At 57.3% G+C, this 13,531-nt stretch carries 8 protein-coding genes, 1 tRNA gene and 1 pseudogene; 2 read left to right on the top strand and 8 right to left on the bottom strand.

Going from position 1 to position 13,531, the window contains the following annotated elements; translation table 11 throughout:
- Nucleotides 1-373: 373 nt before the first annotated feature.
- Nucleotides 374-5,590, bottom strand: coding sequence for an Ig-like domain repeat protein (locus H1Y01_RS09865; RefSeq protein ID WP_180540349.1), 5,217 nt, complete (start codon nt 5,588-5,590; stop codon nt 374-376).
- Between the two features lie 268 nt (nt 5,591-5,858).
- On the opposite strand from H1Y01_RS09865, the gene H1Y01_RS09860 reads away from it, so the two are divergent.
- Nucleotides 5,859-5,934, top strand: a tRNA-Thr gene (locus tag H1Y01_RS09860).
- A gap of 46 nt (nt 5,935-5,980) precedes the next feature.
- On the opposite strand, the gene H1Y01_RS09855 is transcribed toward H1Y01_RS09860, so the two are convergent.
- The 4 genes from H1Y01_RS09855 to H1Y01_RS09840 are packed head-to-tail and all read right to left on the bottom strand — an operon-like array spanning nt 5,981 to nt 8,876.
- The gene (locus H1Y01_RS09855) at nt 5,981-6,346 is read right to left on the bottom strand and encodes a response regulator (RefSeq protein ID WP_180540348.1); all 366 of its coding nucleotides are present in this window, start codon (nt 6,344-6,346) and stop codon (nt 5,981-5,983) included.
- Between the two features lie 21 nt (nt 6,347-6,367).
- Nucleotides 6,368-7,228, bottom strand: coding sequence for a metallophosphoesterase family protein (locus tag H1Y01_RS09850; protein WP_180540347.1), 861 nt, complete (start codon nt 7,226-7,228; stop codon nt 6,368-6,370).
- Nucleotides 7,225-7,773: a hypothetical protein gene (locus H1Y01_RS09845; RefSeq protein ID WP_180540346.1), complete on the bottom strand. Its 549-nt coding sequence runs from the start codon at nt 7,771-7,773 to the stop codon at nt 7,225-7,227. Before H1Y01_RS09845 ends, H1Y01_RS09850 begins: the two co-directional genes overlap by 4 nt.
- A gap of 8 nt (nt 7,774-7,781) precedes the next feature.
- Nucleotides 7,782-8,876, bottom strand: a complete 1,095-nt coding sequence (locus tag H1Y01_RS09840) for a phospholipase D-like domain-containing protein (RefSeq protein ID WP_180540345.1) — start codon at nt 8,874-8,876, stop codon at nt 7,782-7,784.
- A gap of 125 nt (nt 8,877-9,001) precedes the next feature.
- Here H1Y01_RS09840 and H1Y01_RS09835 point away from each other — a divergent pair, with 125 nt between their 5' ends.
- The gene (locus tag H1Y01_RS09835; RefSeq protein WP_180540344.1) at nt 9,002-10,048 is read left to right on the top strand and encodes a hypothetical protein; all 1,047 of its coding nucleotides are present in this window, start codon (nt 9,002-9,004) and stop codon (nt 10,046-10,048) included.
- A 234-nt stretch (nt 10,049-10,282) separates the two neighbouring features.
- Here H1Y01_RS09835 and H1Y01_RS09830 read toward each other — a convergent pair whose 3' ends face one another.
- The 3 genes and pseudogenes from H1Y01_RS09830 to H1Y01_RS09820 form a co-directional block, all read right to left on the bottom strand.
- Nucleotides 10,283-12,091 carry an ABC transporter ATP-binding protein gene (locus H1Y01_RS09830; protein WP_180540343.1) on the bottom strand — a complete coding sequence of 603 codons (1,809 nt, stop codon included), beginning with the start codon at nt 12,089-12,091 and terminating at the stop codon, nt 10,283-10,285.
- 45 nt (nt 12,092-12,136) lie between these two features.
- Nucleotides 12,137-12,994, bottom strand: a complete 858-nt coding sequence (locus tag H1Y01_RS09825; RefSeq protein WP_180540341.1) for an endonuclease/exonuclease/phosphatase family protein — start codon at nt 12,992-12,994, stop codon at nt 12,137-12,139.
- Nucleotides 12,995-12,997: 3 nt separating this feature from the next.
- A pseudogene (locus H1Y01_RS09820) lies at nt 12,998-13,531 on the bottom strand (hypothetical protein); the annotation flags it as partial.

The following is a 13,531-nucleotide window of genomic DNA, read 5'->3' as shown; positions in this document are numbered from 1 at the left end:
CTTCAGATCCGTTTCGATAAAGCGCCACAGTCCCCCACAACGCCCGATTTGACGTTCGGTTCGATGCGACGCACGCTCTCTTAAACGCTAATCGTTAGAATGCAATGGATCCGTTATCGCGAATCATCAATATTCCGTCAAGTGAAATCGCGCTAAATCTTTTCTCAATTTTAATTATCGTGGATATCTACCCCGCAATTAGTAAATTTTTCTCAAGCCCCGACAAATTTAATAAAGTAAATGTAATACTGTTTGACGCTTCGGAATTCTCAGCAAGAGCTTAAAGCTGAAAACACGCGGAGCAGAAAAACCATTTGAGCTGGTTAGAGGTGATAGGAATAGAAGAAGCGTAGGACACGCTCTTTACACGCGGTTAATTTACGTTTTCAGATAATGACGCGGAACTCCCGGCGAAGTTTGCACCGGGGTTGAAGGTCGCTGTTATGGTATCCGTGCCCGCGGGCAACGTTGACGTCGAGAGGGAAGCCTTACCCCCCGCCAATGTAACTGTCCCCAGCGTCGTCGAGCCATACGCGAATGTAACCGTCCCCGCTGGAGTTACGCCTTTCGCCGCCACTGTAGCGGTGAAAGTGACAGCGGCGCCCGGCATGGACGGGTTCAATGACGAGGCAAGCGCTGTACTGGTCGGCCCAGGTTTGACGACTTGCGCCAAGGCTGTTGAGACGCTTTCGGCGGAGAACGAATCGCCTTCATACTCCGCGGTGATCGAGTCGGTTCCAGCCGGTAAACCGGAAGTCGAGAAGGCCGCCACGCCGCCGGACAGCGAGGCGGTTCCAATTGCGGTTGTTCCGTTCTTAAAAACCACTGTCCCCGTTGGAGTCGGCCCGGCCGAGGTCACGGCTACTGAGAACGTAACCGATTGCGGATAAACCGATGGATTTAAACTCGAACTCAACGTTGTGGTCGTGGGATTCGGATCGACAACCTGATCGAGCGCGCTGGAAGTACTTGGTTGCAACGTATTGTCTCCCGCATAAGTTGCGGTGATCGCGTGTCCCCCCCGGGGCAACGCCGAAGTTGTTAGTGTTGCAACTCCGTTGAGAGTTGTTCCCGCTCCGAGAGACGTTGAACCGTTGTAGAACGTGACTTGCTCCCCATTGGGTACAGTGTTCGGAGAAGCTGTCACGGTTGCCGTGAACGTGACCGGGACGCCCGCTAGCGAAGGTGAGCCGGAGGATGCGACGGTCGTCTTACTCGTGTATAGCTTGACCTTCTCGCTCAAAGGGGAAGACGTCGCGCCGGAAAAGTTCGAGTCACCCGAGTAAACGGCGGTAATCGCATAAGTGGCCGCCGCCGAAAAGGTCGTGACCGTAGATGCCTGCCGCGCTGAAACGGTCACTGCGGATCCGATGGGAGTACCGTTTTCGAAGAAGGTGATCGTGCCCGTTGGGCTCCCGCCGTACTGTCCGGTGAGAGTTGCCGTAAAGGTGATCTGGGATCCGATCGTAGCGGGGTTCAAGCTCGAAGCGAGACCGATTGTCGTAGCAGCGGTATTTACCTGTTGCGAGAAGTTCACGGAACTTATCTGGAACGATGCGGAGCCGCCATACTTGGCGGAAATGGTTTGGGTTCCGGGTGGCAGGGCGGCGGTGGTGATCGAGGCCGTGCCGCCCGTCAACGTGACGGTGCCCAGGGTGGAGATGCTTCTTGTGAAGATAACGGTTCCGGTGGGAGTTCCCGAGCCCGGCGGCGAAGTCACCGTAGCAGTGAACGTTACCGCCTGGTTGTAGCTTGACGGATTTTGACTTGACGTCAGAATCGTAGTCGTTGTGGATGCGCTCACGACCTGTGAAAGCGTCCCGATAGACGGCTGGAAGTTTCCGTCGCCGCTATAAGCCGCCGTGAGCGAATGCGTACCGGAAACTAATGCAGAGGTCGCGAACGAAGCGGATCCAGCGGTCAAAGAAACCGCGCCGAGAGTCGTACCGCCGTCCATAAAAGTTATCGTTCCGGTTGGTGTTCCGGATGCGGAAACAGGAGCTACACCGGCGGTCAAAGTTACCATCTGCCCAAAGGCCGACGGGTTGACGCTGGAAACAAGGCTGGCCGTGGTGGGGGCAGTATTTACAATCTGCGAAAGGCTGGCCGTTCCCGGCGAATAGTTTGAGTCCCCGCTGTACGAGACGGATATCGATTGTGTACCGCCCCCCAACCCGGCCGTCGTAACGGAGGCTGAACCACCGGCCATAGTAACCGTACCGAGCTGTGCCGCGCCGTTTGTGAATGTGACGGTCCCAGTCGGAACCGGCGCCCCCTGCGGTGGAGTAATGGTACCGGTAAGAGTCACCGATTGCCCGTAAACCGACGGGTTGAGACTGGAGGAAACCGAAGCGGCGCCTACGAGCTGACTTATAGGCTGCGCGAAGGTTACGCTGCTAGGCTTGAAGTTCGAGTCCCCTCCGTAGGAAGCCGAAATGGAATGCTGCCCGGGAGACAAGGTGGATATCGTGAACGCGGCAGTTCCCCCCGTGATGCCGACTGTGCCTAGTGGATTCCCGGAATCCGCAAACGTCACGGAGCCGGTGGGCGAGCCCGTTCCTGAAAACGGATTCACCGCGGCGGTGAACGTCAATGCAGCGCCGTAAGAAGACGGACTTGCACTCGAGTTGACGGAAGTCATCGAGAAGGCCGGCGTTACCGTCAAACGGAAGATCGATCCAAGGCCGTTTGCCGCTCCGGCCCCCGTGGTCGCATAGAAATTACCATCCGTGCCTAACGTGAGCCCACCCCCGGGATTACTGCCATCGGGCCCCGAAAAGCTATAAAGCGTGGTAATGGTTCCGGCAGGCGTGATTGAGAATAGGATTCCGTATTGCGCGCCGCTCCCGCCGCTTATGGTGCTGCTGTAGAAGTTGCCGTCGGTCCCGAGAAGCAAGACAGCTTCGGCGGCTGATCCATCCGTTCCCGCGAAGTTATGAATCGTCGTGAGCACGCCTCCAGGGGTGATCTTGAAGACCGTTCCGTACTGCGGGTTAGCGCCGCCGCTGCTCGTTGTCCCGTAGAAATTGCCGTCGGTGTTCAACGTCAGTGGAGCGCGGGGAGCCGATCCGTCGGGCCCGGAGAAACTATATAGCGTCGTAAGCGCCCCGGCGGACGTGACAGTAAAGATGGACCCCGCGTTATTTGCGCCGCCGGAAACAGTTGAACCATAGAAGTTCCCGTTACTTCCCAGTACCAGCGCCGCGGCCGGACCGGAACCGTCCGCTCCACTGAAACTATGAAGCTGATTGAACGTTCCCGTGGAACTGATCTTGAAGATAGTCCCATAGGAGCCGTTAGCCCCGCCGCTTGCCGTAGTTCCGTAGAAGTTACCATCGGGACCCAGGACTAAGGCAGCGTTCGGAGACGAACCGTCCTGCCCTGAGAAGCTGTGGAGAGTAGTCACAACGCCCGACGGAGTGATCTGAAACACGGTACCGCTGTTGTTAGTGCCGCCGCTCGCAGTCGTTCCGTAGAAATTCCCATCGCCTCCTGAAATCAAGGGGCCAGGGTTTGAACCATCGGTTCCCGCGAAGCTATGAAGGGTCGTTAAAGCTCCCGTGGGAGTTACCTCGAAGACTGTGCCCAGGGAGTTCGCGCCTCCGGCCTGCGTGGTCCCGAAGAAATTGCCTCCGGAGCCTAACACCAAGCGGCTTGAAGGATTGCTGCCATCAGATCCAGCGAAGCTGTGAAGCGTCGTCAAGACCAGCGGCGACGTGGAACCGACGGTTTGAAGGATGGATGCATTACTCGCCTGATTGTTGGCATCGCCGGAATAGACGGCACTAATCGTGGACGAACCTGAGTTGCTTAAGGTGATTGCAATCGAAGCCTGGCCGGCGACGATCGAAACGGGCGAACCTAAGGACAATCCGTTTTGCGCGAAGCTCACCGTTCCAGTGGCCGAAGCGGCATCCTGACCGTTGAGAGTGGCCACGACCGTCACTTGCTGGTTGATCGCCCCCGGATTCGCGCTGGACGTTAAAGAAAGCGTGGTCCCATCCTGAGCGACTACTTGCGATAAACTTGCGGAACTCGACGGGTAAGTTGCGTTTCCGCTATAAGTCGCTGTTATGGAGTGAGTGGTTACTGCTAGAGCCGCTGTAGTGAAGACAGCGGTGCCGGAGGTAAGAGGGACCGAGCCCAACAGGTTCGCTCCATCGGCAAACGCGACCGTTCCGGTAGCGTTCGCGGGACTCACCTGTGCGGTGAACGTAATCGCCTGATTGTAAGTCGACGGATTGGAGCTCGAGGCCAGCGCTGTTGCCGAAGTAGGAGAATTGATTACCTCCGCCAGCGCGCCGTTGCTGGGCTGGAAATTGATGTCTCCGCTATAAGCGGCTGAGAGCGACTGCGAACCCAGCGGCAGCGTGGACACCGTCAATGATGCGCTTCCACCGGCGAGGGACGCCGAACCCAGAAGGCTACTCCCGTTCATGAAGACAATCGTTCCGGTCGGTTGCGCCGATCCTGCCGCGGCCGTTACGGTTGCGGTCAGAACTACCGGCGAGCCGGTCGTGGCGGGGTTGGCATTGGATGTAAGTGACGTTATCGAAGGCGAGCCGCCGCCTTGAAGACTGAGCGTCAGTACCGGAACACCATCGCTCCAGTTACCCATGTTGATTTGATTGGCTGAACCATGCCCCAGACCATACGAACAATCCGTGCCGTACAAGACGCAGTTGAACAAACCAACGCTTAACTTCCAGGTGATGTTGTAATCTCGATCGTCAACACCGCTATCGTCGTCATTCAGCCCATTTGTATCCGGATACCAATGATTACCTAACTGGGCAGGCGAGCCATGGGAATCGGAAATCACCTCGAGAAAATCGCGGTTCGAACCAGGGACTACAGCTACAACTGAATTCCAGATTGCTTGAGCCGTCGGTATATCGACAGCATTATCGTCCCCATCCACGATAACGACAGAGACAGCGGGGCTAATCTGAGAATAGTTGGTAGATAATTCGCCGGTGCTGCCAAGACCCGGCTGAAATCCCGCAATTGCTCTTGGGACCGGTACGCCCGCGATAGGGGCTATGGTTAATTGCTGAGCGACCGCGAACGAATTAACCGCGCCCATGGAATGTCCGGTGAATAAGGTTTGAATCCCGAGAGCGTCCGAAGCGGGTTGGATAAGACCGGTTACGGTTCCGGATTCGATAAGCGTTAGTGCGGCTTGCCACGCGTTGATGATGCTACCGGCATATTGAACCGGTTGCAACGTGGCATCGTAGGTCGGAAAAACAACGGTGAAGCCGTTGCGAACCAGGTGATCGATCCAATAGATATAGTTTCCGGGGCTGTCTCCGTAAGTGCCTTCCGCCGCAATCAGATATCCGTGCAGAAACAAGACAACGGGAAGTGTCGCCGGAGCGGATCCGCCGCCCGGCTCGAAAATATAAAAGGACGTGTACGGCTCCGGGGCCGCGGGATTGACATAGAACGGGCCGAAGGACTGGACCGACGGGTAGGCGTAGGTGCTACCTCCGGGCCCGCTGGTCGGCTGACCGGGCGGCGTTGGGACTTGCGCGTTGGCACACACGCCCACTAACGCCAACATCATCAAAGTTCGCGAAATCCACATTGTTGTTGAATGCTCCGAACAGTTGGCGTTGAATCGCATTCGCTCACTGGTCGAACGGGGCGTAGAGCAGATGCAATCTTCCTTTTGTAGCGTAAATCACACTGTTCGTCAAGGTATTCATAGGACTTTTGCCTTAGCGACAGGGGTTTGCTCGATGGCGCATCAAACTAACGTTCTTCAAACCTTGCGAGTGCTTGCGCTTCAGAACCGAGTGTTAGGATTACATCAGCGGGAAGTTGGCGGTTTGCCAGCAGCCCGATCGCGGATCGCCGGTGTAGCTCAGTAGGTAGAGCATCTGATTTGTAATCAGAGGGTCGCAGGTTCGATTCCTGTCGCCGGCTCCAGACCGCAAAGCCAGACAACAAAAAGAAAGTCGATTGCTTACGCGGCTCAGCGTGCCGTCTTAAGCACTTCCTCGATCTTATGAATCAAGGAATCGGGCATGAACGGCTTAGGGAAAATGTCGAATTGCGCCTGTTCGACCCATTCTCTGATGACACTTGAGTCGGGCACTCCAGACATCATCAGCACCGGAATGCCGGGAAAATCAGTTTTCAAGCGAAGCATCGCATCGTGTCCGGCGATACCGCGCAGGAACACGTTTGTCAGTACGAGGTCCGCTCTCGATTGCCGGAGAATCTGCAACGCTTCATTGAAATCGCCCGTGGCGCGAACGGAATGGCCCGCGCGGCGGAGAATCCGTTCCACCACGGAGCGAACGGTTTCTTCAGAGTCGACGACGACAATATCAGCCATGTTGTTTCAAGGATAACTGTCCTATGGAGCGGTCTTGGACTGCTTCTTGAGAACATCCGAATCTACGGTTTCGCCCGTGCGGGATATGGTTTGAAAGTACAATTGATCGCCCGCGATCTCAACCAGCATGAAATCGCGATCCGTGTCGAAACCCTTCGCCATTTGGTCCGATGGATTCAGGTCATGCGCGCGCAGTTGACCGGAATTACCAAGAACGAAATAGTAAATACCGTGCTGCGGCTTGATGCGCTCATAAACGTGTTCATGCCCGCTTAGCACCACATTCACGCCCGCTTTGATAAATATCGGTTCCAACTCAGAGCGCAAATCCGGGTCGGCGCCGTGGAACTTGGCGTCGTCGTACAGCGGGTGATGAAAGAAAACCAATTTCCAACTGGAATCGTCGGCCGATAAGTTCTGCTGCAGCCAGGTAAGCTGATCCGGGTCCATGTAATCGCTGTCGAGAGCGAAGAAATGCGCATTGCCGGACCTGAAGTCGTAATATCGCTTGCCATTCATGTTGAACGGCTTGTAACTCATCTCGGTCGCGGGATCGTCATGATTACCCAGGGATGCATAGAACTTCACACCTGCTTGCAGGAGCGGTTGGTAGGGATCTTCGAACTTCTTTTTCAGATCGGATGCGCTGTGGCCCCCATAGATGTTATCTCCTAACATGATCACGAAGTCGAACGGGAACTTTTGATGGTACCGCGCCATCAACTTAGCCACGTCATATTGCGGATCCAAGCCGGTTCCGCTATCTCCGATCACCGCGAACCGAACCGATTTGTCCTGAAGCGGAAGCTTTAGATCGATCGCTTGCGGGTAAGTAGGGAGCGCGCTCCAAAGGAGCAGCGCAAACGAAGCTAGACTTTTCATGATAGCGGGAGGGCGTCCGGAATGATATCGATAATCAAGTTTGCATTCACGTCGCGGAGAACTAAGCGGCGCCCCACGATTCTGTAATCCAAACCTTTGGGTAAGTGGGGCAGATTCAAGAGTAAGCTCGCCGGCGTGGATTGCAGCGGTACCGATGACGGATACGCTTGGTTCACATCCAGGGGGATGGTAACCGGCTCGGCACTCTTCAGGCTCTTACGCACGCGGGCGGCGCGCGGACCTTGCATCGCAATTGAGATCAGACGGCGGAATTCAGCGGCAATCGGAGGCGTGAATAGATCGCCTTGCTTCGCATTGGCGCGGGCGGTTCGAATCTCGGCGGCGAACGCAAGCTGCTCTTTCGCGATGGCCGACGGCGAATCGGTCGGGTGCATCGGGAAATGCGATTCAGCCGACTTATGCAATTTCATGTAGTCTGCAACGCGGGCATCGAAATCGGCAACGAATTGAGCATCCGGGTCCACCCGAACGTCCGCACCAAGCGCCAAAGTAAGTATTAGAAGCAGGAGTAAGGCGGCCCGCATGGGGATTCTCAACTGGCGGCGCCGTTTTGGTCGACTACTTCCTGCACGGCGCCGCGGACGGACTCTTCGACGGCGGATTTGACGGCGGCAATCACGGTTTCTTCTAATGCGCTGGTATCTACCTGAACCGCTGCCTCTTCGCCGATGACGTTCTTTACGACTAATTCGAGCACCGGGGCGACGGCCGGAAGGTTCTTGACGACGGCCTTGGCCACTTTACGCGCGGCCTTAACGGCCGGGGGCTTACGTTCACGAGGCGCCTCGCCCGGAACCGATTGCTTCCAGTCGTCCTCGAACGTTTCCATAATCCGGGAGGCGATCTTCGCGTCTTTGAAGATGATTCCAACTTCGCGCCGGGTCTCCAGTTCGGAAGCGCGAAGGCTCTGGCTGCCGACGAATACGTGTTCTCCGTCGCGGATCATCGACCGCGTATGCAGTCGCATGGGACCGAGTTCCCGGCTCTCAAACTTCAAGGTACGGGTAACTTCGGCGATCGCGCGGACATCCACGCCCTTGGCGGAAAGTTCTTCGAGCTGCCGCAAAATTCGGGGGTCGCCTAACTTTGGGTCATAAATCAGAAGTTGCTTCTCCGTCTTCGCGATGAAATCGGTGAGTTCTTTGCGCGCATTGAGTGGACTCACAACGAAGCGCGACAACCCGGGCTCATAAGATTGGCGCTTGCAGTCCGCTTCGAACAGCTTCCGTGCTTCATCCACTAACTCCTGGTCCTTAGTGATAATGCCGAAGCTTCGGCTATGTTCCATGTCAAGGTACGTGTAGTTGAACGCCAGCAGGAAAAGCTCTTTGCGATCGACGATCATGTACTTGCCGTGATAGCGCACCAGATCGTTCGCCGTGCGGGCTACCGTAACGCCTTTGTCGAGCAAGCGCATTTCGAGCGCGCGCAATTTGCCTTCCCCGCCCCGGTTTTTGTAGGCGATGCAGGCGTGAACGGAGACGCCGCGTTCGATGGCGCGAACGAGAGCCGATTCGATTTCCTGGCGATCGAAGCGGAAAATGGCGATCTCAACGTGACTCTTGGCGTGATCGATGGCGTCGACCAGGGGTTGGACGCCATCTCCGGGCTGAACGAGTAACCGCACGCTTTCCGTGTTGCAACGGAAGGTCCGATTGCCGAACCGGCGGTAAAGCCTTCGTAAAGTTCGTAGCATCGGCTCGGTGTGGAACTGGTTTTGCTTCACAAAGTGTAGCTACACGGACACCAATCATGACTCTATCCAAGTCCTTAACTGCTTTAGGAACCTCGCTTCTGCTGTTGTCGGTGCTCGCTTCGGCTGCGGACAAAGCGGATAAGGAGCGGAAGAAAGAGAAGCTTGCGGCGGAATCGGGAAGCTACCCGCCGGTCTTGTGGACCGAGCCGGCCGACATTCGTTCGCGCGATCTGTTCGCGGGTCCGGGCGGTAACGAACACCAGCCGCACGGCACGTTCATCTTCGAAGAAGAAGACCTGAACGGCACGAATCCAAAAATCGTAGTGCGCGATGAGGACGGCGTGAGGTGGAAAGTGAAGCTGGGCGCAGAAGCGCAGCCGGAGACAGTCGCCACCCGCATCGTATGGGCTGCCGGTTATTACGCGGATGAGGACTACTTTCTCCCTGAAATCCAGATCAACGGGCTGCCGGATCATCTGAAGCGGGGCCAAGGCCAGCGCGGTCCGGATGGATCGTTTACGAACGTCCGAATGAAACGCTATCTTAAGGGCGAGGACAAACTTGAGACGTGGAGTTGGAAAGACAACCCATTCACGGGGACGAAGGAGTTGAATGGTCTGCGGACCGTAATGGCGCTGGTAAACAACTGGGATTGCGAAGACAAGAACAATGCCGTGCTGGTGGAACCGAAGCCGGCGTTTACCGATCACCCCGTGAAGATCTATGAGGTTCGCGACCTGGGCGCCAGTTTCGGGACGACCGGTTTGAACGGCAACCATAAAGTAGATAAAGGCAATCTGAAATCGTTCGACGATTCGCGCTTCATCACCAAGACCGGTTCGGATTACGTGGATTTCGGCGACCCCGGCCGGCCCGCGATGAAGGTGATATTCAACGTGCCCGAATATGTGACTCGCATGCACATCCAGTGGATCGGCCAGCATGTGCCGCGGCAGGACGCACGCTGGATAGGTCAAGTCCTGATGCAGCTGTCGCCGGACCAGGTTCGCGACGCTTTCCGGGCGGCGGGATACGACAACCTGCAGATCGATGGCTACTCGACCGCGTTGCGCGAACGGATTGCACAGTTAGCCGGGCTTTAAAAACCAAAGGCCATCAGCCGCGGAGGAACAGTGATGAACCACATATGGCCTGCGGCCACCCTGGGGAGTCGCTGCAAATACCACATACTGAGCCGCGACGGTGACGGAGCGGTTACAACCTGGGCGCTCCGCTTTCTTGCGGCAAAAGCATTCGAAGCTTCTTTTTCCGGAGCACCAGCTCCGTTACCGTCGCGGCTAAGTATCGTGACAGGTGTTTTCAGAACAACACGAATTTTAACTAGTCACTGCGTCCGGCAGCATATCTTCTTTCTGCCGGAATTGAATCTCATACAGCTCGGAGTAAAGGCCGCCCGACTTACACAGTTGATCGTGCGTACCTTGTTCTTTAATCCGCCCGTCATCCACCACAAAGATTACGTCCGCGCGGCGAATCGTCGACAGGCGATGCGCAATCACGATGCTCGTCTTGCCCGCCATCATTCGGTCCAGAGCCTCAAACACCAATTGTTCGGAACTGGCGTCCAGGCCTGATGTGGGCTCGTCCATGATCAGGATCGGGCTGTTGCGGATGATGGCGCGGGCGATCGCGATGCGCTGCCGCTGACCGCCGGAAAGCGTGATTCCGCGCTCGCCGACAATAGTGTCGTAGCCGTCTCCGAGTTTCTCGATGAACTCGTGCGCGTTGGCCATTTCCGCTGCCCAGAGGATGTCTTTGCGGGTCGCTTCGGGCTTACCGTACGAGATGTTCTGCCAGATCGGGCCATGGAAGAGCACCGTCTCCTGCAGCACGAAACTGATCTGATGCCGCAGCGACTTCTGCTTGAAGCGCTTGACATCGATTCCGTCGATCTTGATCACGCCCGCCGTCGGATCGTAGAAGCGAGGGATCAGGCTGATGATCGTGCTCTTTCCGGCGCCCGTCGGACCTACCAGTGCGGCCACCTGCCCCGGTTCAATCTTCAGACTGACATCGTGCAGAATCTCGCGTTCCGCTGAATAGCCGAAAGACACGTGCTCGAACTCGATTTTGCCTTTGATCGGCGGCGCCTTCCGGGCATCCGGAGCGTCGCGTACTTCCCCTTCGGCTTCCAGTACTTCGCAGATGCGCTCATAGCCGACCGCCGCTTTCGAGTAGGCATCCGTCATCTTCGAGAGCTCCTGCATGGGTTTATACATCTTGCGCAGGTAGAGGATGAATACGACCAGTGAGCCGATGGACAGCGTCCCGCTGAGAACCATCCGGCCTCCGAACCATAGAACCATCGCCGTGCCGAACGCGACGATCACCCCGACAATGGGCGCGAGGCGAGCTTTTAGCGCGCGTGCTTTGAGAGCCATCTCCACGCTCTCCATGCTCTCGACTTCCAACCGGCGCTGTTCATAATCTTCGCGAGCGAAGGCACGCACCACGCGGATCGAACCCAGAACTTCTTCGATCACCGACACCACTTCGCCTTCCTTCTTGCGCAGCTCGCGGGAGGCCTTCTTGATTTTGCGGGTGTACGTGTAGACCACGGCGAACAACGGCGGCGCGATGGAAAGCGCGATCAGGGTGAAGCTCCAATTGATATAGAACATCACGATCACCATCCCCACCAGCGTGATCACGTCAATTAAAGCGGTCAGCAGCCCCGACACGATGAAGTTCTGGATGGCATCGATGTCACTGGTGATACGGCTGATCAGGTCGCCGGTGCGGCGCTGGTCGTGAAAGGCGAGCGAGAGGCGCTGAATGCGCGAGTACAGCAGCTTACGCAGATCGTGCGTGACGTATTGGCCCACGCTGGTGGTAACGGATTTGTCGACGAACGAGCAGATCGCATCCAGGATCGCGATCAGCAGCACCATGGCCGCTGCGATCTCGAGCATTCCCATGCGGTCGCCGCCCGACAAATCATGCACCCAGTGATTGAGCCAGCCGTGGCCCTCCTTTGACCGAAGCACGTTGTCCAGCACCAGCTTCAGCGGCCAGGGATCGAGCAGGTCGGCCACGCCTTCACCCACCACGGCCACGAAACCGATAGTCAGGGCTTTCCAGTGAGGGCGAAGGAGATCCGTAATTCTTAGCCGCGCAATCGGCATTGAGGTGCTTGGGACCTTACAAAACGAGCTTGCATGCAAAGGTCCTTATTTACGCGCGGTTTGTACAGTGATGTTCGCCGTCACGAGGTAGTGATCGGAACCGGGCGAGTCGCGATCCACCGCGGCGGCTTCGCAGAACGCGGGAGCGCGCACAAAAATCCAGTCGAGATCGCCAACCACCCGGTGCGTTCGCTCATGACGCGGACCAAAGCAGCTGTGAAAATTGTGCTTTTCGAGCGTGTCGACAAACTCGTCGATCGATGTCATCGTGTTCAGATCGCCGCCGATGATCACCGGCCCGTGCGGATACCACCGATCCACGTCGTCGAGCACTTCCTGTAACTGGCCGAAGCGGTTCGGAAGGCTTCGGCTCTCCAGGTGTACGTTATAGAAAACCAGGGCGTTGGGTCCCGTGCCGATCTCGCTGACCAACGCGATCCGGCCGCCGTGCCGCCGCTGGGGGGCCCACGCCGGGAGGTACCAGTGGGGTTCCCAGAAATCGGTCTGGTGTTCGAACCGAAGAACGCGCGAATCCTTGAACGGAATTCGTGACAGGTTCGCCTGTCCCTGCCACGCGGGAGATTTATCGGAGCCCTGCTTGAGCTCCTGCCACGCGGTTCCGTACGCGAAGTTCATTTTGAGGTCGCGCGCGAGAGAGCTTGCCTCGTCGACTCCCTCGGATCGTTTGGCGTTGAGATCGACCTCCTGCAGCAGGCACACGTCGGGATGATGCTTGCGGATTCCCTGTTCGATGTCATGCAGCTCGGTGCCGCGGTCGATATTCCAGATCAGCAGCGTGAGTGGGTTGGGGAGTGAAGCGTTAGAGAGCGCGTTGCTGTTGCGGACGGGGCCGAAGGAATCGCCCACAAGAACGGCTAATACCAGCGCGACGGACCGGAACATCTCTCAGCGCATTTCACGCATGCGGATGGGCGCTTCGAGGCGGAAGGTCATCAATGTTTCCGCCGGGACGCGAACCCCGTGGCCGCGCGTCACCGCCTGTGTAACGCCGCCGGCCGCCGCTCCGGACACAGCGCCGATGGCCGCGCCTCGTCCGCCTCCGGCAACCGCACCGAGGAGAGCGCCAAGGGCAGTGCCGCCGCCCAGAAAGGCGCCGGTACGCTTGTTCGCTCCCAGACCATCTTTTCCTTTCTCTACGACCTCGCTGGTTTCGACTCGATAGCGGCGGCCCGCGACGGATACCGCGTCAAGGTCGAGAGCAAGCTCGGAGCGGCCCTCCACTTCACCTTGCGCGTGCACGGAGCGAACGACGAGCGTTGCCGGTGATCCATGCGGAATGGCGATCGCGCCAGTCGAATCGTGAACGTCGCGCGAAATGACTCCCGAGTACGTTTGGCCGGGCGCGGCGGTTTTGGAATCGATAGCCTCGTTGTTACGGACCACCAGCTGCCGGCCCGCCGGAATGGTGCGGACGGCGGC

The organism is Nevskia soli, from assembly GCF_903970205.1.
In the GTDB taxonomy this organism is placed as follows: domain Bacteria; phylum Acidobacteriota; class Terriglobia; order Bryobacterales; family Bryobacteraceae; genus Bog-113.
This window is presented reverse-complemented; position numbering and strand designations above follow the sequence as displayed.